The organism is Exiguobacterium sp. RM11 (genome assembly GCF_059821525.1).
Map to the genome: position 1 here is coordinate 1,334,380 of NZ_CM187558.1, position 25,387 is coordinate 1,359,766.

Consider the following 25,387-nt stretch of genomic DNA (forward strand, 5'->3'; position numbering starts at 1 on the left):
TAATCGTTCAATATGAACGGAATATGAACAGCATCAAAAATGAAGGTGGAACGTCGTCCCGATTCCTTTAGTCGATTCAAGGGTGATCTGTCCACCGTGCAAAGCGATGATGTCTGATGTGACGGCGAGGCCTAACCCGGTTCCTTGAGTCGTTCGTGCTGCATCGCCTCTGAAAAACCGGTCAAATAAATGACGTTTCGTCTCCTCATCCATTCCAATTCCTTCATCGATAAAGGAGACACATATCCGAGGATTGAAGGTGCATGTGATCCGAATCGTCCCACCATCGTGTGAGGCATGGATAGCATTGACTAGTACATTGTTCCACACTTGTGCGAGAAGGACAGGGTCACTTTTCAATACGACATCAGGCGGGATGTCTGTCATGACGGCAATCCCTTTTTGGTCGAGCAAAAATGCGTTCATCTGTATGACCTCTGAGATAGACTGTAACACGTTCACATCCGACGCAAGGGTCGGTGGATGTTCATCTAGACGCGATAACAATAAGAGTTGTTTGGTCAATTGAGATAAACGTCTTGTTTCTTGTTCGATGACACGTGCATATTCTTTCGATACACCGTCGGTACCTTCAGCCAACTTTTCCGCATAGCCGACGAGTGACGTCAAGGGTGACTGAAACTCATGAGAGACGTTCGAGACGAATCGACGTTGTCGTACTTCGGTCTGCTTGATTACATTCGTCATCTCTTGGAACTGTCTCGCTAACGTTCCGATTTCATCTTTTCGTTCAATAGGCAGATGTTTCGGCTCTTGCCTCATGGCCACTTCAGTCGTCGCGGCTGTGAGCGTTTTTAAAGGTCGAACGAGCGAACGAGTCGACATCGCAATCAAGCTGAACGCGAGAATGGTTACGAGTGCGAAGAACATGCCAACAAAAAGGTGAAGCTCTCGGATTTGGGCACTTAGGTCAGGTCGAATGAAGACGACATCTCCGTTGTCGAGTGTCCATCCGTACGTATTCGTCAATTCATTATCAAATAGCCCTAAAAGGAACAGGTGAAATGGGAAATCACGCATTCCTTGATAAGGTGTGCCTGCACGGACAGATGAAATCACATCGTCAGGAATCGATTCATCTCTAAACGAACCACCATAGCGCGATCGTGTATTTGTCGAATCAATCACAACCAATTGGTAACCTGTCACAGCCAAAAACGAATAAAATGCGTCTTCGTCTGCATCGGTATGCTCCGAGAAATAGGTCGACGCCTGTTTTGCGATTGTCTCAGTCTTCTCACTATAGGAAGGTTGCCACCACGTATAGTAAGCGACATTACTGATTAATAACGAAATGGCTCCAGAAATAAGCAGAATAAAAAACATGGTGAGAATGATTCGAGTATATAATGTCTTCATTTCAATACCTCTAGTGAATATCCGACACCGCGCACTGTCCGAATCGAGAGTGCGGGGTGGTCGAACCTGTGACGAAGTCGTTTGATGTGCACATCGACGGTTCGTTCATCTCCTTGGAAATCAAAACCCCATACGAGTTCAATCAATTCTTCGCGACGATATACCCTGCCTGGGAATGAAGCGAGCTGAAACAATAGTTCAAACTCTTTTTTGGGAAGGTAGAACAATTGGTCGTCGAGCTTCACTTCATATTCGGTTAAATCCAACTGTAGCGGTCCTGCTTGAATACGCGAAGCAGATGAGCGCTTGTATCGCCGTGAAACGGCTTGTAATCGGAATAGTAATTCTTCTGGGATGAAAGGTTTTGTCATATAGTCATCTGCCCCGTGCTCAAACCCTTGACGTTTATCTTCCCATTCGCCGAGTGCCGTCAATAAGATGACCGGAATATCAAGTTCCGTTTTCAGGCGGCGACACAATTCCCGACCATCTATACCCGGTAACATAATGTCGATAATCGCTGCATCAATCGGCTGAGTCCTATATAGCTGCTCGCCTGACTTCCCGTCTGTTGCAATGAAAACATCGTGACCTGCATCTTCAAACGTCTCTTTCACAAGACGTAAAATTGAAGGGTCATCTTCCACGATGAGTAAACGCATGTCAATCGTTCCTTTCTATAAAACTTACACGCGAAACGAGGTGACCCATACGAAGTCACCTCGAGTCGAATCAGTTCAATTGTTTCGTCATTTCCTCGTGCAAGGCGCGAAGCGCACGGATAAATGCATCTTTGAAGTACTTATCTTCTTGTGTCTCTAATGTCTGAATCGCTTTTTGATCGCCCGTTGATGCTTTTAAGAGCAAATTCACGACTGTTCCCCATCGTTTGACGTGTTCTGGTCTTGGATGATTAAGGGCGGTTGTCAACGTAAACCAATACGGTTGATCGCGGCGTTGAAGGGTGGCAATCATTTGTTTTGCAAGTAGAGCCTCTTCTTCGGAAGGTAGGGTCGCCGTCGCGAACCACCCTAGTAATGAGCCACTCATCGATTCGAGCTCCTGCTTCATCGACTGTTCCATCGGCAAGCGTCCAAAATCCGTGACGTTGACAAATACCAATCGGTCTTTTGGGTCGATATGAGTGACCCATCCCGTGATTGATTTCATTTTGTCCCGCTCTTTAGACTGTGCTTTACATGTATACCCTTGTTGTTTTCCAATATAAATTCGGAACTGCCCCCGATCGACATGTTTGTCCACTTTGAACTCAATGTCTTGTCCGACTTGAAACGGTTGATTCCGCTTATTCAGTGTCTGTCCTTTTTTCAACTCAGGTCGTTTCGAGATGTGACGCAGCGCTTCTTGTTCGGTGCGGTCATCCAACGTCCAAAGGTTGTGGGGTGTCACATTTTTGAAACGATGGCGTCGCACATAAATATATTGGTCAAGCGCGTCAATCGCGTCTGCGGCAGGTAGTGTACCATTCAAATAGTCATCAGCGATGTCTCGTAGCGTGAGAGATTCGAGACGATCGATATATCCTGCGTATGGAATCGTCTCGACCACATACAAAGCGGTCGCAATCAATTCACTTTCACGAGGGGTCAACGGTCGTTTGGCCATGGTGCACTTCCTCTCTAGATTCATACGAATAGTATATCAAAAACCATGCAATCGTTGCGAATTCAACTGAGATTTGGAAAATAATGCGGAATGGACAGGATTTCCATAGACCATCACGAATAGTAATGTGTAGAGAATCGGATAAAGGAATGAAAAAGTGAGGTGAGACAATGAAGCTCTCCATCGAATCTGGTGATTATGTTGTCTTGATTGAAATCAATAAAGAAGTATTAAAATGTGTCTCCCTCGAAGAAGCGGATCAGGCAGACCGGATCAGATACGAACTAGTTGGACGGATGAGTGAACGTTTACCAGCAGAAGTCATCGTCCCGTCCATCATCGACTACATTCGCTTTGGAAGTGGATATATCGGTGATCGTATCGTCTGGGATACGGAAACAGATTCTTTTTTTTGTCAGCAGTTCGAGACAATCGACGGCTCTCCGCTAGGAGAAGATTTAGAAGGATTTCGTCCTGACCCAAGTCGAGTCGAACTGGCTCGGTACTATACTTATTTGACCATCGGACGAATTGTCGAATATGAGATGTTACATCCTGATGAACCGAGCTATTGGTAATTTAATTTAAAAACAGGTAAATACAATGGTGTGTTTGCGATAATATGATTATCAATCATTTGTTTGAATGGAGCGTGCAAAAATGAAGAAGATTTTGATAATCTTATCAATCGCTATGTTTATCATACCGACTACAACTTATGCAGAAAAACCAGTTGTTTTAGAAAAACACGGATATGTCGTAAAAGAACCACATATTAATCATCAATACTACATTAAACAATCTTTTATAGATGGTGCTTGGAATAATACTCGAGGAACATCTGATATTGCAATCGCACTTATTGATTCTTCTGCAGACCAAAAACATAAAGATTTAAAAAACGTAGCAAAAGTTATCAATTCGATGAAAGGTCCATATAGCGTAGATTATCATGGTACACATACTGCAGGTATTATGGCGGGAAAACACAATTCTTTTGGTATAGCTGGTATCGCACCTAATGTTCGATATCATTTTTACAATGTGTTTTACGGAAAAAACTCAGAGTATACGGACTCATGGACAGTTGCGAAAGCAGTTGATAAGGCGGTTCAAAATGGTGCTAGTATTATAAATATCTCTTTAGGTGGAGATTATTATGATCGCCGTTTGGCAAACTCGATAAGACAGGCTCACTCCAAGGGAGTAATAGTCGTCGCATCTTCTGGAAACGATGGACAAAATAAAATTTCCTTTCCGGCAAGCATGAAAGAAGTGATTGCAGTTGGAGCAATCGATTCACGTCATAGAATTGCTGATTTCAGCAATATGAATGCTGATGTCAAAATTGTTGCACCCGGAGTCAACATTTTGTCATTAGGGATTAACAACCGTTTTGTTTATATGGACGGAACATCTATGGCTGCGCCAATGGTTTCTTCAAGTCTTGCGCTTGTAAAATCAATAAACCCTTTCTTAACACCTATGGAGATTAATACTTTGATTTCGAAAATGCCACGTGAAAAAGGAAAAAGTTATACAGCATTAAATACTAAAAAATTAATTGAAGCGACACCACTCCCTTTGAAAATATCATCATCATCAAAATGGCAAAAACGGTATATAGATGATGTGAATTTAAGCGTAATTAATCATAAAAACTTAAAAGTGACATACGAGCTATATTCAGGTCGAAAAAAAGTAAAAACACTAACTCCAAATAAAAGTTTTACGATGTACTACGGTGGAGATTGGTTACCAAGTGGAAAATATAAATTAGTAGCAAAAGTCACTGACGGAAAGTTTTCTCGCAAAGATTCTAAAGTGATTGAGTATGTGAATACTGTAAAAGCTTCGGTTTCTGTATTAAATGCCGAAGGGAACAAACTCACTTTACGTACGTCTCGTAAAGGTGTTGTTACCGTTCTCGATGCGGATGGCAACAAAATGTATGAAGCCCTCCATATTGCCGGGACGTTCCCGGTGAGAGGAGATACGACAAAACCGTTGACGGTGATTCTAAAGCCGACAGATGTGCGTGAAAAAGTCGTATCGGCGAGTTATACACCGCCCGCGGTCGAGGAAGAACCGCCAGTTGTCGAATCATTATAAAGAAAAAAGCCGTCTACTCCGAAAGGAGAGACGGCTAATCTAATTTAATCGATGGTGATGGCTTCTCCACACCAACGGATACTCGCTTCTAATACATTTCCTTGGTCGTCAATATGCTCAAAACTGAGTTTGCCATCGCGGATGATTTCGCATAATCCGACACGAACCCGATCACTCCAAGCGCGACGCGTTTCAAGGGTTTCGTCGAACACCGGAATCGTGTCAGGGAAACGCTCTTCTAAGTGTGCTAAATTATGATGGTCAAAATGATAAGATCGTTTCGAGAGTTCGTTCGGTGCTTTAATATCGAACGGTTCGAACCCTCGGACGAGACGATTATTTCGGTAGAAGGCGAACACGCCGTTGTTCGGGTGGAGCACTTTAATGTCATCGATTTCTATTACATAAGTCAGACGTTGAATCCAACCGTTTTTTGCATCTTGATGCATCAAAATCCCTCCTTATTCATTGAACACGCCTTATTTTAGCGCTGACTGAATGTAAAATCAAGTTTCGAATTTCAGTTGTCAATCGTTGAAATTTCCGCTACAATGGTTGAAGTGACTATGAGGTCTGGACAATCGCGGGACGCAAGTTTTGAGGAAAGTCCATGCTCGCACAGCCTGTGATGGCTGTAGTGATCGTGCTACACGAAAAGATAAGTGTAGGCAACGCAAGTTGACGGCAGAAGAAACACCTAAGTCCTCGGATATGGTGTACGCTTCTTGAAAGTGCCACAGTGACGAAGTCTGATCGGAAACGTTCAGAGTGGAACGAGGTAAACCCCACGAGCGAGAAACCCAAACTATGGTAGGGGAACTTCCGAACCGGAACCGAACGGGACGGAGGGCGCCGATGTGCGCAGATAGATGATTGTCACTCCATCGTGCCAGGGAGACCGCTATGAGCACCGGAGTACAGAACATGGCTTACAGGACAACATAGTCTCAACTGACAACGACAAGGAGTTCAAGCACATATACTTGAGCTCCTTTTTTCATGATTTTTTTACAACTTACAGTATGAGTGAAAGATTTTAATGTAGAAAGAAGGCGATTGCAGATGGCAAAACGTAAACTGATTGCGACAGCAGCGATGGGAATCGAGGCACTCGTTGCAAAAGAAGTAAGAGACTTAGGATACACATGTGAAGTCGAGAATGGTCGAGTTTACATCGATGCGGAGATGGAAGACATTCCACGATTAAATATGTGGTTGCGTACGGCAGACCGTGTCAAACTCGTCGTGGCGGAGTTCAAGGCGACAACGTTCACAGAACTATTCGACGGGGTTGTGGCATTGCCGTGGACAGATCTCATGCCGTGGGACGCTGCGTTCACGGTTGACGGTCGCTCGGTCAAATCGAAACTGTTCTCAATTCGGGACTGTCAAAAAATCACGGAGAAGGCAATCGTCGAAGCGATGCAACGTGGCTATCATAAGGGAGGGGAATGGTTGCCGAAGTCAGGTGCGAAATTCCCGATTGAAGTCGCTTTATTAAAAGATGTAGCGACAATCACAATCGATACGTCAGGACCGCTCCACCGTCGAGGATACCGTGAGTTGCATTCACAGGCACCACTTAAAGAAACGATGGCGGCGGCAATGATTCAATTGACGAACTGGCGTCCAGATATGCCATTTTATGATGTCTTCACGGGTTCAGGGACACTCGCAATCGAGGCGGCGATGATCGGACGGAACATCGCGCCGGGTATCAATCGCGAATACTTCGCTCAGGACTGGACATGTATCCCGAAAAAAGCGTGGTATGCAGCCATGAACGAAGCGAACGAGAAAGCGGAGTGGGATAAACCGCTCAAAATCTATGGAATCGACCTCGACCCGCGTATGGTGAAACTTGCGAAAGAAAACGCGGGACTCGCCGATGTCCGTGATGCGATCACGTTTGTCCATAGTGATGCGGCCGCATTGAAACCGAAAGAAGAGTACGGCGTCATCATCGGTAACCCGCCTTACGGGGAACGACTTCAGTCAGAAGAAGAAATCATCGACTTGTATGAGCGCATCGGCGCACAATATGCGAAGTATCCTGGATACAGCGTCTACATGCTGACGAGTTATGAGGACTTCGAAAAAGCATATGGTCGCCCAGCGACGAAACGTCGGAAGTTGTACAACGGTAACATCGAAACTCAATATTATCAGTACTTTGGAAAACGTCGTCCACGACCAGATCGTGACGCGTCACCAAAATCGGAGTCATAAACGAATGACCGTTCTAGCGAGCGGTCATTTTTTTGCTTCCGATGAACCAACTCACTTGTTTCATCATTCGATGAACAGGTTATACATAACATATGTATAATTAGAGGGGGACATGTGATGCAAAAGTATACCGTTGAATATCAATTACACGCGAAAGAACAGAACACTCGGACGGTCGAGGTAGAGATGGACCGGGTGCCAGATTTAAATAATCAAGAGGAACTAAATGCGGCTTACCAGATTGTATCCGACGCGATTCGTGAACCGATCACCAGTTTTGAGATTGTATCTATTACATGAGCCCGGGGCAGTCGCTTCGGGCTTTCTACATATGACTTAAAGGAGTGAACAGATTGAATATTTTAGTAGTGGGCATAGGTGACGTGGCCAAAAAAGCGTATCTGCCAGTATATGCCGGATTAAAGAACGTGAACGTGTATCTTGTCTCAAGGGATGAAGAGAAGTTACAGGACATCATATCGACCTATCGTTTCGAAGGAGGATATACGGACCTTCAAGCCGTGCCGATGACGCAAATCGATGCCGTCATGATTCATTCGACGACAGCTGTCCATTACGAGCAAGCCGAATATTGTTTACGGCAAGGGAAGCATGTCTTCATTGATAAGCCAATCACATTCACGCTAGAAGAGACCGAGCGACTCGTTGCACTTGCGAAAGAGAAGGGCGCTCATCTTGTCACGGGCTTCAATCGCCGATTTGCTACGGCGACAGAGGCGCTTAAACAACTCGAACAAAAGAACATGATACTTATTCAAAAGAACAGAACGTATAAACCGGCGACACTTCGAGAATTTATCATCGAGGACTTTGTGCACGTCGTCGATACGCTTCGTTATTTGACGGACCTTCACCCTGTCGAACGCTTGTCTGTCACGCCGCGTTATGAAGGAGATGTGTTGAAACAGGTGATGATTCATTTTCAGGCGGGTGGAATTGAAGCAATCGGCTGGATGAACCGGGATAATGGATGCACGGAAGAAGTGATGGAAGTCATGTCTCCATCTGTGAAACGTGTCACACGGGACGTCGAACGAGTCATAGACTATGGCGTCGACGGGATAAAAGAGTGGCCGCTCGATCCGTGGGAGTCAAATTTAAAGCGTCGGGGCTTTATCGACTTGATTGATGACTTTATCAAGTTGTTAAATGGGGAAGCGAACAAGTCAGTCCTAGCTGAGGATAGTTTAGAGACACATCGTCTATGTGAAGAAATTCTTAAAAATGTGCAGTGAACCCACTGTTTCTGTCAGATTCAGAGCGGGTAAAAACCCGATAAAAGGAGGCGATTTCGTTGGATATCCGTGAACTCATTATGCAAATCAATGACTATTTATGGTCGTACCTTCTCATTTTCGTATTGATTGCAGGAGGTCTTTATTTTACGATTCGGATGGGGTTCGTCCAGTTCCGAATGCTACCTGAGATGTTCAAACTACTATTTGTCAAAGGACTTAAACATGAGAAAGGTCAAGTTTCTTCTTTCCAAGCGTTCGCAATCGGGACTGCGGCACGTGTCGGTACCGGAAACATTGCCGGTGTATCGACGGCGATTGCATTAGGAGGTCCTGGAGCCGTGTTCTGGATGTGGCTCATCGCCTTGATCGGAGCGGCCTCGGCATTTGTTGAGAGCACGCTTGCCCAAGTGTACAAAGTGCATGATGGAAAGGCTTGGCGTGGGGGACCGGCCTACTACATCGAACGGGCGCTCGGAGAACGGTGGCTCGGCATTGTGTTTGCGATCTTAATTACGTTTGCGTTCGGTTTTGCCTTCAATTCAGTACAAGCCAACACCATTGCACTCTCCGTGAACAATGTGTTTGAGGTCGACACGGTATGGGTCGGCTTGATTCTGTCAGTCGTCACCGCCATCGTCATTTTCGGTGGAATTCGTTCCATTTCAACATTATCGGGAATCATCGTACCAATCATGGCAGGAGGCTATATCTTGCTGGCCATTTGGGTCGTCTTGACGAATCTTGATGTCGTACCGCAAGTCTTCTCGGCCATCTTCTCTGAAGGTGTACTTGGTTTCCAGCAGTTGTTCGGTGGTGCGGTCGGTGCGGCTGTTCTTCAAGGAATTCGACGTGGACTATTCTCGAACGAAGCGGGGATGGGATCTGCACCGAATGCGGCAGCTACGGCAGAAGTCAGTCACCCTGTCAAACAAGGATTGATCCAATCACTCAGCGTCTTTGTGGACACGTTGTTCATCTGTACAGCGACGGCGATGATCGTCTTGATCTCGGGTGTCGAAGGGTCCGAGTCGTTCCAAGGGATTGAACTTGCGCAAGAGGCACTTCTCGTCGAGATTGGACCGATTGCGACGACGCTCATGACCATCGCCATCTTACTTTTCGCCTTCAGTTCCATTCTGGCGAACTACTATTATGGTGAAACGAATATTGAGTTTATTTCGGAAAAGAAACGCTATCTCATCATCTATCGGATTGCAGTCGTCGGTATGGTCATGTTTGGTTCAGTACGGTCGGCAGGGCTTGTCTGGTCCATCGCTGACATTTTTATGGGACTCATGGCGCTCGTCAACATGTATGCGATCTTCCGCTTGAGTAAAGTCGCGAAGACGTTACTCGATGACTACATGGCCCAGAAGAAAGAAGGACGAGACCCGGAATTCTTCAAAAATGGCGTCGACCTTCCTGGAAAAGAACACATCGAAGCGTGGGAAGCAAAAAAAGAAGAAATCAGTTAACCGATGTGAGAGTGCTTCCGATACCGGAAGCCTCTCCTTCATTTTAACAATAATATTTCAAATACCGCATTTATATTATATTAAAGAAAGTAGAGAATGAAGATGAAACAAGTTTTATCGACAGTCGTCAAGCGTTTTTTTACAGAACGCTTCTTTGACCAAGCTGCCATGTTGGCCTATTACTTCATTTTATCCACGTTCCCATTCTTATTATTCGTATTAGGGATTGTCGGGTTTTTACCATTTACGAGCGGTGATGTGATTCAAGCGTTATCACTCATTATGCCTGAAGCCAGTTATAAGCTGTTAGAAGGGAATATTGAAGCGATTTTTGATAACTCTAAATTGAAATTGGCATCATTTAGTATCTTGCCGGCTCTTTGGATTTCATCGATTGCTGTGCAGTCGTTGGTCCGGGCATTAAACGATGCTTATCGGGCAGTCCGAAATAAGGCATTTTGGAGAGGGGTCTTGCAAGACATCGCAATCACATTGGCACTCATGTTTGTACTCCCGTTCTCATTACTCGTACCGGTGATCGAAACGGCACTACGTGAAGTGTCTTCATATATCTTGTTTATCGATGAGATCGTCACGACCTATGCCCAGATTTGGTTTTATTTTAGATGGATCGTTGGGACGGGTTTACTCTTTACCGTATTTATCTTCGTCTACAAGTGGTTACCGAGTGTGTCAGGTACATTCAAGAATAGTTGGGCTGGGGCGGCATTTGCAACTGTAGGAATCCTCATCGTTTCAAACGTGTTCAGCTACTATTCACAGTTCGCGAACTACGAACAGTTTTACGGTCAACTCGGAGCGTTCATCGTCTTGTTGATTTGGTTTTACCTTGCTGCTTCTGTGATTTTGCTAGGAGGACTCCTAAACGCAACATTAATCGAGAGGAAAGAAAAACTTCGTTAGACGTGTAAATGCTAGTTATCATTTAAAAGAATAGGGAATGGTAACGTAAGGTCACATCATCTAAGCGGAGGTGGGAAACATGGATATGCAACGGCTCGTACACAATCGTCGTTTCATCGATCAATCATTGTTTTACCTCGCCTTACATCTGTGGAAATGGATCCTCCTGTTACCTGTCTTGTTCTATTTGGATGTATCGTTTCGCCATTCGCCATTCTCTGAGTTTCTAATTGTGAGTATCATATTGTATCTCATGTTTCGCGTGATACAATATGTCATCGCCAGTCGTGCTTCTTTAATGGAATTGGTTGAGTTTGGCTATTCAGTTTTGTCACTCGTTCTCGTCTTCACATTCTTGATGGAAATTGGAGCTCCACCTATCGCCATCGCGATCGTTGGGGCCGCATACTTGAGTCATCCGATGCTTGCGCTACATCATTATCAAAATTTCTCAGAACGCAAATGGCTCAATAAACAATTTCAATTGTTTAGCCCGATGTTACGCCAAGGAGAAGTACCTGTTCACGTCCTCGTATTGACGGAAGATGAAATTGTGATTACTGTAGAGAGTGGAAAAGAGTTTACGTACCGTCATATTTATTGGGGCGGTTTTTATGTAGAAAATGCTTCCTAAAAGGTGGTTACTCAGTTGTTTAGTGGATTCGACAATATCATTGTCATTTTGTTTTGGATTGCGACATTCATTGCGTTCTTCAAAGGGGCGTATGACATGTGGCGTGAGTATCGATCAACGAAAGAAAAGTCGGTTCTTTATTATTTGATTGTTTTAATCATCACATGGTTCTGGTTCAACCCATATGAACTGGTCGCACTTCATCCGTTCGTGTTGATGGCGTATTACTGGAATCGGAGCAAATGGATGCGTAATGCGATGCTCGTGTTGGTGCTCGTGCCGTTTGTGATTCGTGTCTGGTTAATCGCAGCATCGATGTAATACAAAAACTCGGTCCCTTCGAAGGGACCGAGTTTTTAAATTGATCTGGATTATTCTTTTTTCGCAGCTGCCAATTCAGCTTCCATTTCACCGAATTCACGGTTGATGCGTTTCTGTTCTTTCTGGCTTGTAAAGTTACTGACAAGTACGATTGCCAACATACTTAAGAAGAAGCCAGGAACCATTTCGTAAAGGACTGTTGAAAGTCCAGTCACGATCCAAAGGATAACCGTGATGGCACCTACAAGAATACCAGCGAGGGCACCTTGGCGTGTCATCTTGCTCCAGTAGAGTGATAACAGGATTGCTGGTCCGAATGCAGAACCGAAACCGGCCCAAGCATAACCAACAAGTGTCAAGATTGTACTAGATGGGTTGAGTGACATAAGCGTCGCCACAAATCCGACGAGCAAGACACCGATACGTCCAGCACGTACCATTGTTTTTTCACTTGCTTCTTTGTTGAAGAACTTACGATAGAAGTCTTCTGTCAAAGCAGATGAAGTAACAAGCAATTGTGATGATACAGTCGACATGACTGCAGCAAGAATTGCGGCTAACAAGAATCCAGTGATGAACGGGTGGAACAAGACTTCTGAGAATTGAATGAAGACTGTTTCCGGATCACCGAGTGGATTTCCTTGTCCACGGAAATAAGCGATTCCGACGAAACCTGTCATGACTGCACCAATGATTGATACGGTCATCCAGCTCATTCCGATACGACGTGCTGTTTTTAATGATTTCACATCACGGATTGCCATAAAGCGAACAATGATGTGTGGCTGACCAAAGTAGCCAAGTCCCCAAGCGAGGAGACCGATAATTCCGAGTGTCGTTGTCCCTTTGAAGAGATCAAACAAGTCGGCATTGATAGTCGTTGCAGAGTTGACAGCAGTGTCTACTCCACCGAGGTCCGTTAAAGCAACAAACGGAACGAGCACGAGTGCCAAGAACATGATGACACCTTGTGCGAAGTCTGTCCAACTAACTGCCGTGAACCCACCGAAGAGGGTATACAAGATAACGACACTAATTGTAACGATGACACCTGTCTGATAGTTTAATCCGAATGAGCTTTCAAACAACTTCCCGCCAGAAACGAGTCCGGCTGACGTATAGAACGTGAAGAAGATGATGATGACGGATGCAGATAGGATCCGTAGCCAGTTCGAGTGATCTCGGAACCGATTCTCTAAAAAGTCTGGAATCGTAATCGAATCGTTCGCCATCTCTGTGAAGACGCGAAGTCGTGGAGCAACTAACAAGTAGTTCAAGTAAGCTCCGATGACCAATCCAACGGCTAACCAAATTGCTGATAGTCCAGTTGCATACATTGCACCCGGTAGTCCCATTAACATCCAACCACTCATATCCGAAGCTCCGGCTGACATGGCTGTAACTCCTGGCCCCATTTTACGGCCACCTAACATATAATCTGATGAATCGGTCGTTCGTTTATACGCAACGTATCCGATAAGAAGCATCATCACGAGATAAAGCGCGATTGATACCCATTCTTGCCATAGCATTGAATTACCTCCTATTAAGTTAAGAAAATCTATTTCATCAAACTCGTTCGCGATTGTGTGAACACATCACACAGTCAATAATAAAAGTTGAAAAGGCGAACTTGTGTCTTACCTTACCGAACGATTTAAATGATTGCAAACTGTCACCTTTTCAGAAAAATGGCTCTAAAGCCCATCATATCAACGGATGAGAGTGAAAATAAGGTATTAAAAAGTTTAAATATTCTGAATATTTGAAATGTTGAGGACTTCTTTATGTAACATTCCTGTAACATTAGGTGTTGTTTTTTCAGAAAAAACGAAAAAAGAGCATGGATTTACATGCCCTTTTCTTACATTATTGAAAAGCCTTCTCTTCGACAAGACGCATCGTCGGGAAAGTTTGTCCTGATTTTGCTTGCATAGTGACCAAAATATACGTCTCATTTTGATGTTTCATGATAAACACCATTGTATAACCCGACTCATCGGTATACCCCGTTTTCGTAGCGGTCACATACTTTGAGTAATGGATACTTCTCTCATTGACGGATGAGCCGAGGTGATACCACCAGCGTCGTTTGCCATTTCCGTCTTTGTCATTGAATTCAGCTTTAAATTCATATGTACCAGCAATTTCAACGAGTTCAGGATATGTACTAAATGCGTATGTGATTTTGGCCATATCGTTCGCAGTCGTGTAGTGATTTGGATCGGAGTATCCGTGTGCGTTCACAAAATGGGTACCTGTTAATCCAAGAACATTTGCCCGTTCATTCATCAATTGAACGAATGCTTCGGTCGAACCGCTCGTATATTCTGCCAGACTGTTTGCGGCATCATTTCCTGATTCAAGAAGCGTGGCGTATAACGCCTGGCGTACCGTTAATGTATCACCAATCGCAAGATGGGCGATGTGGCTGTCCCAAGGGATGTCGAGTGTTGAGGTCTGGATCGAAATGAGGGGCTGATCGAGTTCGTTTGCCGCAGATGCTTTCTCGTAAGCGAGTAAAGCCGTCATCAGTTTTGTCGTGCTGGCTGGGAAGACGCGATCGTCAGCATTTTTGTCAATCAAGATTTCCTGTTTATCTACATTTACGAAAGTCATCGCGCCGACTGGAATGTCCTCGTTATTGAGTAACATCGTTTCACTTGGTTGCCAAGTTCCCATCTCGATGTCAGGGAACACGGGACCTTGTTTCATCGGTTCGACTTTGGGAGCCGCAGTTTCAGCGGGTGTCGGTGCTTCTTTATCCTGCTTAAATCCGACCAATGTCGGGATCAGTGCGACGATTCCGAGCAACACGACCGCTGCAACCATTCTTCGCATGATGTACGTTCTTCTTCGGTGTCTCCTTCTACGGGTCAAAACAAGTCCCTCCTTTATCGTTACTCTATAAAGATAATAGAAAACGCATATTTATTGCGCCGATAAAATAAAGAACTAGGTCAATGATTGATGATGAAACGATGGTGTATCGGGTATAGAGGTATGAATGCCATTAATGAGAGGGGAATATGCCATGCAACGTTATCCGTTCACGAACTCCATCTGGCGACAACATGACACCGGGACACTGTATCCACCATTAACCGCTTCGGAATCATCTGAAGTTGTCGTCATCGGAGCCGGAATCGCCGGGCTAGTCTGTGCCTATGAACTCCAAAAGCGTGGAAAACAAGTAACGCTCTTAGAAGCGCTAGAGATTGGTCACGGCACGACCGGACATACGACGGCGAAGTGTTCTGTCCAACACGGAGCGATATATCAGAAGCTGATTCGACATTTCGATGAAACGACAGCCCGACTATACTACGAATTTAATGCAGAGGCACTCGTCTATCTCCAAAAGCAAATCGATGAAGGATTTGAATGTGACTATTCGATAGAAGACTCGTTTTTATATTCAACGGAACCGAGTGAAGAACTGTCTAGAGAACTAGATGCTTATCGTCGGTTGAAACTTGACGGAGGGGAGGCGACGGAGGAGGTCAGAAACACGCTTCCTTTTCCAATTCATCAAGCGCTTGTCATTCGAAAGCAAGCACAGTTCCACCCAGTTAAGTACTTACGTGAATTGGCAAATCGATTCGTCCGACTGGGTGGGAAGATTTATGAACAGACGAGGGCGTTAGATGTGAGTCAAGGGCCACGCCCGATTGTCACGACTGCTACAGGAAGAAGGGTTCAGGCTAATCAGGTCGTGATTGCGACTCATTATCCGTTCAATGACCTACGCGGCCTATACGTATCAAAATTTTCAGTAGAGCGCTCCTATATCGTCGCTTGTGAAACGGATACAGCTCCGCTGAAAGGGATGTATTTAAGTGTTGACCAAAACAGTCGATCGTATCGGTCATATGTAGATGATGAAAAAACGTATTTATTAATTGGCGGAGAAGGACATACAGCGGGACAGGTGACGGACACCCGAAGTCGCTATGATCGTCTGGAGAGTGATGCACAACATTATTTTGGAACGAATCGGGCGTCGTATCGCTGGTCTTCTCAAGATCTCATCACGTTGGACTCGCTTCCCTATGTCGGGCAAATGTTCAAACGAGAACCGGATCTTTTTCTTGCTACGGGATTTTTGAAGTGGGGGATGACAAACGGGATTGCAGCAGGGAATTTAATCGCGGATCAACTTACCGGTCAGCCGAATCGATTTTCGGAGTTGGTGTCGCCACTTCGGAAAACCGTCAAACCGACTGATGTCGGCTCATTTGTCAAAACCAATCTCGATACGGCGACACAATTCGCAAAAGGGAACATGGAGCGCGTACTCGAACGCCGGGGTGTCAAGGACCTTCAACTAGACGAAGGCGGAATCGTGCAAGTGGACCATCAGACAAAAGGGGTATATCGAGATTTAGACAACCATTGTCACGTAGTCAATCTGACATGCACCCATCTCGGTTGCACGGTGAAATGGAACAATGCGGAACGGACATGGGACTGTCCCTGTCATGGGTCTCGTTTTGATGCAAAAGGAGCCGTCCTAGAAGGTCCAGCGACAAAACCACTTCCCTACAAGATGCGAGAAGATTTGTAAACTAGTATAGGCAAAGGTTGACAGCTATAATAAAGTAGAAAGAGAACAGAACAACACATAGGGGTGAATGACAGATGGAACTAACAAAAGAATGGCGTGAGCATTTTAAGCAATTGCGTGCGTTCGATGAAGCAATCTCTCTTTTATATTGGGATATGCGTACTCAGATGCCGGAACAGTCGGCACCGCTTCGTGCGGAAACAATCGGATATTTGTCGACTGAGGCGTTCAAACGACAGACGAGTGAGTCATTCGCTTCTTTATTGGGACGTATGACTGAAGAAAGTGGACTGTCTGAAGTCGAATCGCGTTCACTTCAAATCGCAAAAACGCAATATGAACGAAACGCAAAGATTCCTCATGATGAGTATCAAGCGTACGTTACGCTCGTATCTGAAGCGGAAACGGCTTGGGAGAAAGCAAAGAATCAAAACGATTGGGACATGTTTGCTCCATATTTGAAAAAGATCATCGGATTCCAACAAAAATTTGCGGAATATTTTGGCTATGAGAAGCATCCATACGATGCCCTGCTTTATGACTATGAGCCTGGGATGACCGTCGAATTGTTAGATCAGCTGTTCGCTTCTCTCCGAGACGAGCTGGTGCCGCTCATTCAACAGCTTCCAAAAGAGTCACTTTCACTAGATTGGTCGATGCCGGCAGACATTCAAGAAAAGATTTGTCATGACTGGATGAATGTCGTTGCATACGATTTGTCCCGTGGTCGTCTCGATGCGACGGTGCACCCGTTTGAGATCACGATCAACCGTCGCGACGTACGAATCACGACGAAATATGATGAGGCTGATTTCCGTAATGCCTTGTTCGGAACGATGCACGAGGCAGGGCACGCGACGTATGAACAACAAATCGACCCAATGCTTGACGAGCTCGGGCTAGGCGGTGGCTCATCGATGGGAATCCATGAATCACAGTCGCTCTTCTTTGAAAACTTTATCGGTCGGAGTGAAGCTTTCTTACGCCGCGTCTATCCGAAACTGCAAGAGCTCTATCCGGCATATGGTGACATCGATTTTGATACGTTCTATCGTGGGGTGAATGAGGCAAAACCTTCACTTATCCGAATCGAAGCGGACGAACTGACGTATAGCCTTCATATCATCATCCGATATGAACTCGAGAAAGCACTCATTCAAGGAACGTTATCCGTAGACGAGCTTCCGGCCGCGTGGAATGAGAAGTATAAAGAGTATCTTGGTCTCGATGTTCCATCGAATGCAAAAGGTGTTCTTCAAGATGTACATTGGGCGGGTGGGTCGTTTGGCTACTTCCCAAGTTATGCACTCGGACTCATTTATGCAGCCCAGTTAACGGAGGCATTGAAAGCAGACCTTCCTCAATTTGAGACACTAATTCAAGATGGTGAGATTGAGCCGATCAAAACATGGCTCCAAGAGAACGTCCATCAATATGGAAAACGTCTGACGCCGAATGAACTCATCCAGCAAGTGACAGGTCAAGAAATCTCGGTTCAACCACTTGTTCGATATTTGACTGATAAGTATCAGACCGTAGGCAAATGAAGCGATTCGCGCATCGTGGTGTGATGGCACTACAACCGGAGAATACGATGTCGGCGTTCAGACTCGCACTGGATACGGGGGCAGATGGGATTGAAACAGATGTTCATTTGACCAAAGATGGTGAGCTCGTTCTCATTCATGATGAGACGCTAGAACGTACGACGGACGGGAGCGGGTTAGTGTCTTCGTACACACTCGACGAACTGAGAAGGTTTAACGCCGGAGTTCGATCTTCCCAACAAGAGGCCATCCCGACCCTGCAAGAACTTCTCGAACTTGTGAGGGATACATCGATTCGATTAAATCTTGAAGTGAAGACCGATGTGCTGCGATACGTTGGAATCGAATCCCGGTTGCTCGACACAATCGATTCGTTGAGCATAGACCCGTCTCGTATCCTCTTCTCTTCATTCAATCACGAAACAGTTCACCGATTGAAAAAGATGCGACCAGACATCGAGGCTGCCATCTTACTCGCACAGCCGCTATTTGACATCGTTGGATATCTCGAATTGGTTGGCGCCGATTCAGTCCATCCACACATCGATCGCATTACCGATGAAGAGATTCGAGAAATACAACAGAACGGCGTGCCTGTCAGACCCTATACGATCAAGACAGATGCACAACTCGAGCGTTGCGAAGCATTAGAAGTCGACGCCATTTTCGTCAATGATATCGAATGGGCAAGTAAAACCCTTTAGTCGCCGACTGAAGGGTTTTATAATTTGATGGGAGGGAACTACAATTTATGTAAAGGTTGCGCTTTCATGCGCTAGCATATAGGAGCACATTCGGAACATAGTGTACCCTTTACGTCACTGTCGGATTGTCTTAAGTTTAAGATGTCACCGAGCTACATAGCAATCAGATGTAGCACACCATGTAGCACTGCATCACACTTGTTGTATGCAAGTCGTAGGTTACCGTAGACAAAAGGAGGAAATTTCACATGAAGAAGTTGATGTCTTTACTGGGTACACTAGCACTGGCCTTCGCTTTCATCCTACCGGTTAACGCCGATGGACATGAAAATGCGATGGTCCGTGTGCTACATGCTTCACCTGATGCACCGGCAGTTGACGTGTATGTGGATGGGGAAGTCGCGGTCGAGGGAGCAGAGTTCAAGGATCTCACTGACTACTTGACACTTCCTGCAGGGGATTACAACGTTGAAATCAAGCCAGCAGGTGACGCAGAAACAGTCGTCGTCGCAGCAGACCTTTCAATCGAAGCAGGCAAATTCTACACAGCTGCTGCGATCGGTCAACTTGAAAACATCGAAATCGCTGCAATGGAAGATGATGCGAACTTCGAAGACGGTAAATCAAAAGTCCGCGTCGCACACTTTGCACCAGATGCGCCAGCAGTGGATGTCGCACCTAAAGGTGGAGACCCACTCTTCTCGAACCTCGAGTTCAAAGCAGTAAGTGATTATGGCACACTCGATGCTGGTACGTATGACCTTGAAGTTCGTCCAGCAGGAGCAACGGATGTCGTGAAAGCACTTGACGGAGTTGCACTCGAAGGTGGTAAGAACTATACAGCATTCGCAATCGGACTCCTTGAAGGAGAACCAGCGTTTGAAGTACTCCTTGCCGCTGATGGTGGAGAAATGGCGATGGCCCCTGAAACAGGACAAGGTGGCCTCGCTCAAACAGCGTCAATGAACTGGTTGCTCGCAGCAGTAGTAGTTGGAGCAGCAGCGGCTGGATTCTTCGTCTTTCGTCGTCAGAAGCAAGACGCTTAAGCTGTTCTTTCTAGGTACCATCACTTTTCTAGTGACGGGCGCTCAAGCTGAAGCGCCAGACAAACCATTTGTCATGCCGACGGCCGAATTCGCTGAACCACTCGTCTTGACCTCTAAACAGGTCGACAGACAATCGTTTCATTCGAAAAGTTTTATCCCGAAACGACTCGTCATTCCATCAATTGATGTCGACGCATCGATTGAAGCGGTCGGGAAAGATGAGGCTGGTCGAATGGATACACCGTCTAAAGTGGATCAAGTCGGTTGGTATCAGTATGGTGCGAAAGCAGGGGCGACTGGAAATGTCGTCTTGTCGGGTCATCTTGATGACTTGAACGGTCCCGCCATCTTTGCAAATCTTGGTCAACTTCCGCTAGGAGAACTGGTGACGCTCCAGACGGAAGGTCAAGTCGCAACGTATGAAGTAGTCAGTGTGAAGCAATATCGCCTTGATCAAGTCCCGCTTGCATCAATCTTTGCGGCGACTCAGGCGAAACGGATTCAACTGATTACATGTGCAGGGCCATACGATGAAAATCTTGGGTATCGTGACCGGATTGTCGTCACGGCACACCTGATTGAAACAAACTGACAGCAAGGAGATGCAAACAAACGTTTTGCATCTCCTTTTTCATGTTTCATAAAAAATAGACCCCAACCATCGGCTGAGGTCTGTTCATGGATTAAGCATCCATGCGGTCTAATAATTTCGAGAGTAAAATGAGTTCTTCATCAGAGAAATCAGTAAATACATCCATCAAGTATTCAATTTTCATGCTCTCTAACGTCTCGAACAACTCGCGACCTTCGTCTGTCGCTTGAAGTTCGACGACACGGCGGTCTCGTTCACTGCGTTCACGAGAGATTAATCCTTTCTTCGTCAACTCATCAGCGAGTGCTGTAATCATTGAAGCTGAAAATTGAAACTCATTCGACAAAGCAGAGGCGATTTGAGGACTCTGTTGACAAAGAGAACGTAGAATGAAGAATTCATTACGAGTCAAATATTGTGAGAACATCGAACGGAGATTTTTTTTCACTCCGCGATAGTTCATCCGGATCCCACGTTCAGCATCAGCGACGAGCTGACGACGTGAAGCAGTTGGTACAGGTGTTGTCATCCTCGAAACTACCTCCTAGTGATAATATTATTCATATATACTTCAGAACATAGAAACATTCTACATTAAAAACATGTTGTCTGTAAAGTTATAAAGGCTCGTCTTTTGAACGGATTTGTTGAATGATTTCCTCATAATGTTTCAAATCTGGATAGAAACGTCTAAAGAAGAATTCAATCTGCGGATCATCACCTTCTGCCAATAGTTTGGCCAGGACGGCATAGACGACACCCATCCCTTGTCTTGGTAAAAGGGAAGAAGGGAGTAAGGTCGCACATTGAATGGCTTGCGTGAAGTAGGTCGAAAGCGTGTCGTTCAAATCTTTGAACGTTCGAATATCTGCATAATGGAACATCCGAGTCAGTTCCACGATTGCCGAAAGATCAGTTTCGAGTAACCATTCGCTTTGGAAGATGGCTTGATCCAATTTTTCAACGGTTTGGTCGTTGGCAATATAATAGTTTAAATTGTCCCGAGTAATGGCTACTTTCTCAGGAGAATCGAGGATTTGTTCAACTGTTTCTTGTTCAAATGTCCTTAGTTGTTTACGGATGTTCACAAACTCAGAGTCAGCAATCTCGAGAAGCCCGGCGACACGACTGAAACTACGCTTGATTTCAGGAGGGACGGCATTTGGATTTTTGTAACCGAGATCATGCTCAATTTCAGCCCAGGCATGTTGTAGAATCGAACGGACCTGAATCTCCGCTTCTTTTTCTGCAAAGCGTCGGTACTCCCCGAGTGCAAGTCTTTTCTCGCTTAGTTCCACGACGTAGTGCACCGATAAATAACCGAACTCATTCGCATCGAGTAGAGTCGATTTATCAATCGATTGTTCTCGATCAATGGTAAACTCATCCTCTAATATTTGTGCGACTGCTCGAACATCATCATGAAAGTAAGTAACGATCCGAATCCCGGCGAGGTCTTGGACGTCGCGTAACGAACGGTATTGGTATGGTTTACGCGAGAGTTTGGCATAGAGACTATCCGCTTCTTTCGCTCGGGCGACAATCGAATGAAACTGGATCCCGGCTTCCGTCAATAATTCACTGAGGAGCGCTTTCAGTTTTGTGGCAAACGCTTCATAATCTTCTTTTTCATTCAAATATTCCAGCATGATTGTATTCAGATCTTGTTTAGGCACGTCACTCACTCCTTTTCGCTGTCTTTAGTATATCATCTACATCATGAAACGATATGGTAGCATATATACAGAGGGGGAATGAATATGAACCATACATTTCGGTCATCCGAGAGAGAAAAGCTGGAGATCATCGCTGGTTTATTGCAACAGGCGGATTACCGGATATCGCGTATCCGAGAAGATGGGAATCAATTCGTTGTGACCGCGCGATTATTGGGTCGTGTCACCATGGAAGGGGAACGTGAGCGCATTGAAGGGATCGTGCAGCATTTTGATGTGGAAGAATGGACTTTTCATGATTAACCGATGACGATTTATGTTTACCACCTCATTTTTCGGGAATAACAAAAACAGTGAAAACCATGACTGTGAACGTTTAGGAGGATGGGGCATGTTAGAGACAAGGGTAGTAAATGATATGACAACGGTAGACCATGAAGTGAACGAGATGGTCTCAGGTGGGTGTGTGAACGAACACATCTATTTGTTTGCTAAAGATGAAGAACTGACGATTCGACTGGCAGCGGAAGCTGGTATCCAACCGTACCGCATCCCGGAAAAGGGAATGTTCGAATCGTTGCTCTCGAAATTCACGAGCAACTCGGAAGATCGCATGGAACAGATGGAAAGCCTCGGTCTTACGAAAGAGATGGTCGACTCACTCGAGCGCGAAATCAAAGATGGAAAAATCGTATTAGTCTGTGATAAATGACAATGGACCGGAAGCCCGGTCCATTTTTTAGTGTTTTGTTTGATAATAGGCATTCACGATTCGTCGCAACGACTGCTGGTCAAGTCGAAGTGGAGAGAATCCCGCATCTTTTAACAATTGTTTTGTGTTTTCATCATGGAAGGTGATGTTTCGATTCAAATAAGGATTGAATACTTTCACCATGTCGTTAAATGACTGTTCGACAGAGCTGAGTGTAGACGATGGCGTCTCCGTGATCGTCAAATGCGGGAAAGAGAGCGACTCTTTCATATAGTCAAGCATCATCTCATTGTGCGGTGGCTTATCATTCGTGACATTGTAAATCGTGCCCGCTTTCGCATGCTCGATAGCGGCCAGAAGTACGTCCGCGACATAATCGACGGGTACAAGATTTGAGGTACCCGTCGCCGATCCGATTAAACGGATGGATTCAAAGTCATGACCGCGGCGCTCCAATTTCCGTTTGAACAGCTCGAGTGCACGCATATAGCCATACATCGTGAACTTTGAATCCGCTTCTCCGGTCTTAGAGTCACCAACGATGATGGCTGGACGGAAGATGGATACGTCGAGTTCATCCCGTGATTGCCAGACAGCCTGTTCGGCATGTGCCTTACTCTCTTCATATGGATTTAAAAAGGATTGGGATACATCATACAATGTCTCGCCGCCGACTTCTTTTGCCCCGAGTGTATAGGCGGTACTTACATGGAAAAACCGAGGAACATCAATCAACTTAGCTAATCGAAGAGCTTCTTTCGTCCCCGTTACATTTGTTTCAAACAATTCATCGCGTAACTCTTCATCAAATTTGACGAGTGCTGCCATGTGTAGGAATAAATCGATTTTTCCTTTATGTGAATCGATAAATTGTTCATTAGCACCGAGTGCGTGTGCCGTCAAATCGCCAGGCAACACATCGATTGATTTTCTTTCTTCCACCGTGAACTGAGCATTTACTTTTTCCGGTGTTCGGGCGAGCATGCAAATCCGATGCCCCCGTTCAATCAACTCTTTGGCGAGTCGACCTCCTAAAAATCCAGTTCCACCAGTCATAAAAATATACAATCGCGTTCTCCCTCTCTGTGACATTCTGCATCCATCATATCAAGTCTTCCGTCATGTAGCCACTTTGCGTCTTTCAAAATTTCATGTTTAGAAAAAAACGAAGTCGGTTATGAACTATAGAGAAGCGTACGAAAGGTGCGTAACGACAGCTTGCCTGTCAAATCCATTGAAGTGAGGTTTTTAAGAATCATGGCAAATCTATTCGGAACAGACAAGGATGACGTAGCAAAAAAGCAACAAGAAATTGAGAAAACGGTACAAGAGAAAAATATTACCCAAATCCATCTCTACTTTTCAGATGTCCTCGGTGATTTGAAACTCTTGACGCTTTCGGCAAAATTGTTGCCAGAGGTTTTTGAAGGAAAAACAATGTTTGATGGCTCTTCAATCAACGGATTCTCTTCCATCAAAAACTCCGACTTATTCTTGAGACCGGATTTAGATCGTCCACGTTATGAGCAAGATGGTGATGAGAGTATTTTGGCGTTCTTCTGTGATGTTTGTACACCAGAGGGTGAGCGATATGAATACGACCCACGTAATGTGTTGAAGGATGCACTCGAGCGAGCTGCACGCGATGGCTACTCGGTTTTCGTCGGCGCAGAGCCAGAATTCTTCATCTTTGATGAAAATGGAGAGTTTTATGATGAGGCGGGTTACTTCTCGACTCGTTCAGAAGACAAAGGTTACGAAGTACGTCAGCATATTGCAAATCGCTTGAGCAATGTCGGATTCAACATCGAAGCGGTCCACCATGAGGTCGCTCCGGCACAACATGAAATCGGAATCAAATATGACGATGCGCTCCATACGGCAGATAACATTCAGTTTTTCAAAGAAATCGTCAAGATCGCGGCGAAAGAAAAAGGGGCATCTGTCTCGTTCTTACCGAAGCCGTTGCGTGACGTGAACGGTTCTGGGATGCATTTGAACATCTCGGTATGGAAGAACGACGAAGCAGGCAAAGCGACAAGCAACGCGTTTGACGAGGCTGACGCCGATTATGGCCTCTCTCAAACAGCTCGTCATTTCATCGAAGGGATCTTAAAGCATGCCCGTGCGACGGCCATCTTTACAAATCCGCTTCCTGAGTCATATGAGCGTCTCGTTCCTGGATTCGAGGCACCGGTCAACATTTGCTGGAGTCCATCGAACCGTAGTTCGATGATTCGAATCCCGGCTTCTCGTGGAAGCGCGACTCGAGTAGAGGTCCGAAACCCTGACCCGAGTGCAAACCCATACTTGGCACTTGCTGCCCTCATTTACGCTGGTTTAGAAGGAATCGAGCAGAAGCTCGAACCGTCTAAGCCGAACGAGGACGACTTGTTCGAGTATTCAGCGAAACAAATCGAAAGCCAAGGAATCGCATCTCTTCCTGCGACATTCCATGAATCGATTCAATCGCTGAAACAAGACAACTTCCATGATTACTTTAACCACAATATGATTGACCGCTACTTGTCACTCATTCAAGTACGCAAATAAAAAATGACGCCAGCCGATCGAATCGGCTGG

Annotated in this window: 26 protein-coding genes and 1 other RNA gene; 18 read left to right on the top strand and 9 right to left on the bottom strand. The window is 45.3% G+C overall.

All coding sequences use genetic code 11. The features are described from left to right. Positions 1-33: 33 nt before the first annotated feature. The 3 genes from AC5LIL_RS07000 to AC5LIL_RS07010 all read right to left on the bottom strand — a co-directional run bounded on the left by AC5LIL_RS07000 (position 34) and on the right by AC5LIL_RS07010 (position 3,006). A complete protein-coding gene (locus tag AC5LIL_RS07000; RefSeq protein WP_499825295.1) occupies positions 34-1,380 on the bottom strand; it encodes a sensor histidine kinase in 1,347 nt (448 codons plus the stop codon). Continuing rightward, positions 1,377-2,042, bottom strand: coding sequence for a response regulator transcription factor (locus AC5LIL_RS07005; RefSeq protein ID WP_499825296.1), 666 nt, complete (start codon positions 2,040-2,042; stop codon positions 1,377-1,379). The genes AC5LIL_RS07000 and AC5LIL_RS07005 overlap by 4 nt, the downstream gene beginning before the upstream one ends. 70 nt (positions 2,043-2,112) lie before the next feature. Further along, positions 2,113-3,006, bottom strand: coding sequence for a hypothetical protein (locus AC5LIL_RS07010; protein ID WP_427372768.1), 894 nt, complete (start codon positions 3,004-3,006; stop codon positions 2,113-2,115). A 170-nt stretch (positions 3,007-3,176) separates the two neighbouring features. On the opposite strand from AC5LIL_RS07010, the gene AC5LIL_RS07015 reads away from it, so the two are divergent. Together AC5LIL_RS07015 and AC5LIL_RS07020 are read left to right on the top strand one after the other, a co-directional pair. After that, positions 3,177-3,584 (top strand): hypothetical protein, encoded by a 408-nt coding sequence (locus AC5LIL_RS07015; RefSeq protein WP_499825297.1) that lies wholly within the window; start codon positions 3,177-3,179, stop codon positions 3,582-3,584. 82 nt (positions 3,585-3,666) lie between these two features. Continuing rightward, entirely contained in the window at positions 3,667-5,118 is a 1,452-nt protein-coding gene (locus AC5LIL_RS07020) for a S8 family peptidase (RefSeq protein WP_499825298.1), read from the top strand. Positions 5,119-5,162: 44 nt separating this feature from the next. Here AC5LIL_RS07020 and AC5LIL_RS07025 read toward each other — a convergent pair whose 3' ends face one another. Further along, on the bottom strand, positions 5,163-5,567 hold the full coding sequence (locus AC5LIL_RS07025) for a hypothetical protein (protein WP_499825299.1): 405 nt from the start codon (positions 5,565-5,567) through the stop codon (positions 5,163-5,165). Positions 5,568-5,687: 120 nt separating this feature from the next. On the opposite strand from AC5LIL_RS07025, the gene rnpB reads away from it, so the two are divergent. From rnpB to AC5LIL_RS07065, 8 genes are all read left to right on the top strand, one after another. Beyond that, positions 5,688-6,055, top strand: an RNA gene (rnpB, locus tag AC5LIL_RS07030) — RNase P RNA component class B. A gap of 125 nt (positions 6,056-6,180) precedes the next feature. Then, a complete protein-coding gene (locus AC5LIL_RS07035) occupies positions 6,181-7,347 on the top strand; it encodes a THUMP domain-containing class I SAM-dependent RNA methyltransferase (protein WP_499825300.1) in 1,167 nt (388 codons plus the stop codon). Between the two features lie 117 nt (positions 7,348-7,464). Next, positions 7,465-7,647: a hypothetical protein gene (locus tag AC5LIL_RS07040; RefSeq protein ID WP_074034388.1), complete on the top strand. Its 183-nt coding sequence runs from the start codon at positions 7,465-7,467 to the stop codon at positions 7,645-7,647. Between the two features lie 44 nt (positions 7,648-7,691). After that, positions 7,692-8,603 (top strand): Gfo/Idh/MocA family protein, encoded by a 912-nt coding sequence (locus tag AC5LIL_RS07045; RefSeq protein WP_499825301.1) that lies wholly within the window; start codon positions 7,692-7,694, stop codon positions 8,601-8,603. Positions 8,604-8,662: 59 nt separating this feature from the next. Next, positions 8,663-10,081 carry an alanine/glycine:cation symporter family protein gene (locus AC5LIL_RS07050; protein ID WP_499825302.1) on the top strand — a complete coding sequence of 473 codons (1,419 nt, stop codon included), beginning with the start codon at positions 8,663-8,665 and terminating at the stop codon, positions 10,079-10,081. 102 nt (positions 10,082-10,183) lie between these two features. Further along, positions 10,184-11,005, top strand: a complete 822-nt coding sequence (locus tag AC5LIL_RS07055) for a YihY/virulence factor BrkB family protein (protein WP_499825303.1) — start codon at positions 10,184-10,186, stop codon at positions 11,003-11,005. A gap of 79 nt (positions 11,006-11,084) precedes the next feature. Then, positions 11,085-11,639, top strand: a complete 555-nt coding sequence (locus tag AC5LIL_RS07060; protein ID WP_499825304.1) for a hypothetical protein — start codon at positions 11,085-11,087, stop codon at positions 11,637-11,639. 15 nt (positions 11,640-11,654) lie between these two features. Beyond that, positions 11,655-11,960: a hypothetical protein gene (locus AC5LIL_RS07065; RefSeq protein WP_083600139.1), complete on the top strand. Its 306-nt coding sequence runs from the start codon at positions 11,655-11,657 to the stop codon at positions 11,958-11,960. Between the two features lie 50 nt (positions 11,961-12,010). Here the strand turns inward: AC5LIL_RS07065 and putP are convergent, their stop codons facing one another. Together putP and AC5LIL_RS07075 are read right to left on the bottom strand one after the other, a co-directional pair. Beyond that, complete coding sequence (gene putP / locus AC5LIL_RS07070; protein ID WP_214782866.1) at positions 12,011-13,492, bottom strand: sodium/proline symporter PutP; 1,482 nt, start codon at positions 13,490-13,492, stop codon at positions 12,011-12,013. Positions 13,493-13,829: 337 nt separating this feature from the next. Beyond that, complete coding sequence (locus AC5LIL_RS07075) at positions 13,830-14,801, bottom strand: D-alanyl-D-alanine carboxypeptidase family protein (protein ID WP_499825305.1); 972 nt, start codon at positions 14,799-14,801, stop codon at positions 13,830-13,832. Positions 14,802-14,994: 193 nt separating this feature from the next. Between AC5LIL_RS07075 and AC5LIL_RS07080 the strand changes: the two genes are divergently transcribed. The 5 genes from AC5LIL_RS07080 to AC5LIL_RS07100 all read left to right on the top strand — a co-directional run bounded on the left by AC5LIL_RS07080 (position 14,995) and on the right by AC5LIL_RS07100 (position 20,416). Then, positions 14,995-16,527: an FAD-dependent oxidoreductase gene (locus AC5LIL_RS07080; protein WP_499825306.1), complete on the top strand. Its 1,533-nt coding sequence runs from the start codon at positions 14,995-14,997 to the stop codon at positions 16,525-16,527. 74 nt (positions 16,528-16,601) lie between these two features. After that, positions 16,602-18,074, top strand: coding sequence for a carboxypeptidase M32 (locus tag AC5LIL_RS07085; RefSeq protein WP_499825307.1), 1,473 nt, complete (start codon positions 16,602-16,604; stop codon positions 18,072-18,074). Beyond that, a complete protein-coding gene (locus AC5LIL_RS07090) occupies positions 18,071-18,778 on the top strand; it encodes a glycerophosphodiester phosphodiesterase (protein ID WP_499825308.1) in 708 nt (235 codons plus the stop codon). The genes AC5LIL_RS07085 and AC5LIL_RS07090 overlap by 4 nt, the downstream gene beginning before the upstream one ends. Positions 18,779-19,026: 248 nt before the next feature. Further along, the gene (locus AC5LIL_RS07095) at positions 19,027-19,824 is read left to right on the top strand and encodes a DUF4397 domain-containing protein (protein ID WP_499825309.1); all 798 of its coding nucleotides are present in this window, start codon (positions 19,027-19,029) and stop codon (positions 19,822-19,824) included. Continuing rightward, a complete protein-coding gene (locus tag AC5LIL_RS07100) occupies positions 19,769-20,416 on the top strand; it encodes a class F sortase (protein WP_339963086.1) in 648 nt (215 codons plus the stop codon). Before AC5LIL_RS07095 ends, AC5LIL_RS07100 begins: the two co-directional genes overlap by 56 nt. A gap of 91 nt (positions 20,417-20,507) precedes the next feature. On the opposite strand, the gene AC5LIL_RS07105 is transcribed toward AC5LIL_RS07100, so the two are convergent. Next, positions 20,508-20,945 carry a MarR family winged helix-turn-helix transcriptional regulator gene (locus AC5LIL_RS07105; RefSeq protein ID WP_074034413.1) on the bottom strand — a complete coding sequence of 146 codons (438 nt, stop codon included), beginning with the start codon at positions 20,943-20,945 and terminating at the stop codon, positions 20,508-20,510. A gap of 88 nt (positions 20,946-21,033) precedes the next feature. Beyond that, entirely contained in the window at positions 21,034-22,092 is a 1,059-nt protein-coding gene (locus AC5LIL_RS07110; protein WP_274664382.1) for a GTP pyrophosphokinase, read from the bottom strand. A gap of 84 nt (positions 22,093-22,176) precedes the next feature. Here AC5LIL_RS07110 and AC5LIL_RS07115 point away from each other — a divergent pair, with 84 nt between their 5' ends. Further along, positions 22,177-22,395: a hypothetical protein gene (locus AC5LIL_RS07115; protein WP_499825310.1), complete on the top strand. Its 219-nt coding sequence runs from the start codon at positions 22,177-22,179 to the stop codon at positions 22,393-22,395. Between the two features lie 88 nt (positions 22,396-22,483). Continuing rightward, on the top strand, positions 22,484-22,804 hold the full coding sequence (locus AC5LIL_RS07120; protein WP_214782886.1) for a YflT domain-containing protein: 321 nt from the start codon (positions 22,484-22,486) through the stop codon (positions 22,802-22,804). Between the two features lie 27 nt (positions 22,805-22,831). On the opposite strand, the gene AC5LIL_RS07125 is transcribed toward AC5LIL_RS07120, so the two are convergent. After that, entirely contained in the window at positions 22,832-23,872 is a 1,041-nt protein-coding gene (locus AC5LIL_RS07125) for an SDR family oxidoreductase (RefSeq protein ID WP_214782889.1), read from the bottom strand. Positions 23,873-24,061: 189 nt separating this feature from the next. Here AC5LIL_RS07125 and AC5LIL_RS07130 point away from each other — a divergent pair, with 189 nt between their 5' ends. Then, entirely contained in the window at positions 24,062-25,357 is a 1,296-nt protein-coding gene (locus AC5LIL_RS07130; protein WP_214692487.1) for a glutamine synthetase family protein, read from the top strand. Positions 25,358-25,387 lie beyond the last annotated feature (30 nt).

What these genes read in the sequence shown, in the direction of transcription:
- AC5LIL_RS07095 (WP_499825309.1), top strand. Translation starts at nt 19,027, where the DNA reads ATGAAGAAGTTGATGTCTTTACTGGGTACACTAGCACTGGCCTTCGCT.
- AC5LIL_RS07035 (WP_499825300.1), top strand. Translation starts at nt 6,181, where the DNA reads ATGGCAAAACGTAAACTGATTGCGACAGCAGCGATGGGAATCGAGGCA.
- AC5LIL_RS07020 (WP_499825298.1), top strand. Translation starts at nt 3,667, where the DNA reads ATGAAGAAGATTTTGATAATCTTATCAATCGCTATGTTTATCATACCG.
- AC5LIL_RS07010 (WP_427372768.1), bottom strand. Translation starts at nt 3,006, where the DNA reads ATGGCCAAACGACCGTTGACCCCTCGTGAAAGTGAATTGATTGCGACC.
- AC5LIL_RS07005 (WP_499825296.1), bottom strand. Translation starts at nt 2,042, where the DNA reads ATGCGTTTACTCATCGTGGAAGATGACCCTTCAATTTTACGTCTTGTG.
- AC5LIL_RS07040 (WP_074034388.1), top strand. Translation starts at nt 7,465, where the DNA reads ATGCAAAAGTATACCGTTGAATATCAATTACACGCGAAAGAACAGAAC.
- AC5LIL_RS07080 (WP_499825306.1), top strand. Translation starts at nt 14,995, where the DNA reads ATGCAACGTTATCCGTTCACGAACTCCATCTGGCGACAACATGACACC.
- AC5LIL_RS07055 (WP_499825303.1), top strand. Translation starts at nt 10,184, where the DNA reads ATGAAACAAGTTTTATCGACAGTCGTCAAGCGTTTTTTTACAGAACGC.
- AC5LIL_RS07085 (WP_499825307.1), top strand. Translation starts at nt 16,602, where the DNA reads ATGGAACTAACAAAAGAATGGCGTGAGCATTTTAAGCAATTGCGTGCG.
- AC5LIL_RS07120 (WP_214782886.1), top strand. Translation starts at nt 22,484, where the DNA reads ATGTTAGAGACAAGGGTAGTAAATGATATGACAACGGTAGACCATGAA.
- AC5LIL_RS07115 (WP_499825310.1), top strand. Translation starts at nt 22,177, where the DNA reads ATGAACCATACATTTCGGTCATCCGAGAGAGAAAAGCTGGAGATCATC.
- AC5LIL_RS07105 (WP_074034413.1), bottom strand. Translation starts at nt 20,945, where the DNA reads ATGACAACACCTGTACCAACTGCTTCACGTCGTCAGCTCGTCGCTGAT.
- AC5LIL_RS07075 (WP_499825305.1), bottom strand. Translation starts at nt 14,801, where the DNA reads ATGCGAAGAATGGTTGCAGCGGTCGTGTTGCTCGGAATCGTCGCACTG.
- AC5LIL_RS07025 (WP_499825299.1), bottom strand. Translation starts at nt 5,567, where the DNA reads ATGCATCAAGATGCAAAAAACGGTTGGATTCAACGTCTGACTTATGTA.
- AC5LIL_RS07015 (WP_499825297.1), top strand. Translation starts at nt 3,177, where the DNA reads ATGAAGCTCTCCATCGAATCTGGTGATTATGTTGTCTTGATTGAAATC.
- putP (WP_214782866.1), bottom strand. Translation starts at nt 13,492, where the DNA reads ATGCTATGGCAAGAATGGGTATCAATCGCGCTTTATCTCGTGATGATG.
- AC5LIL_RS07000 (WP_499825295.1), bottom strand. Translation starts at nt 1,380, where the DNA reads ATGAAGACATTATATACTCGAATCATTCTCACCATGTTTTTTATTCTG.
- AC5LIL_RS07060 (WP_499825304.1), top strand. Translation starts at nt 11,085, where the DNA reads ATGGATATGCAACGGCTCGTACACAATCGTCGTTTCATCGATCAATCA.
- AC5LIL_RS07130 (WP_214692487.1), top strand. Translation starts at nt 24,062, where the DNA reads ATGGCAAATCTATTCGGAACAGACAAGGATGACGTAGCAAAAAAGCAA.
- AC5LIL_RS07090 (WP_499825308.1), top strand. Translation starts at nt 18,071, where the DNA reads ATGAAGCGATTCGCGCATCGTGGTGTGATGGCACTACAACCGGAGAAT.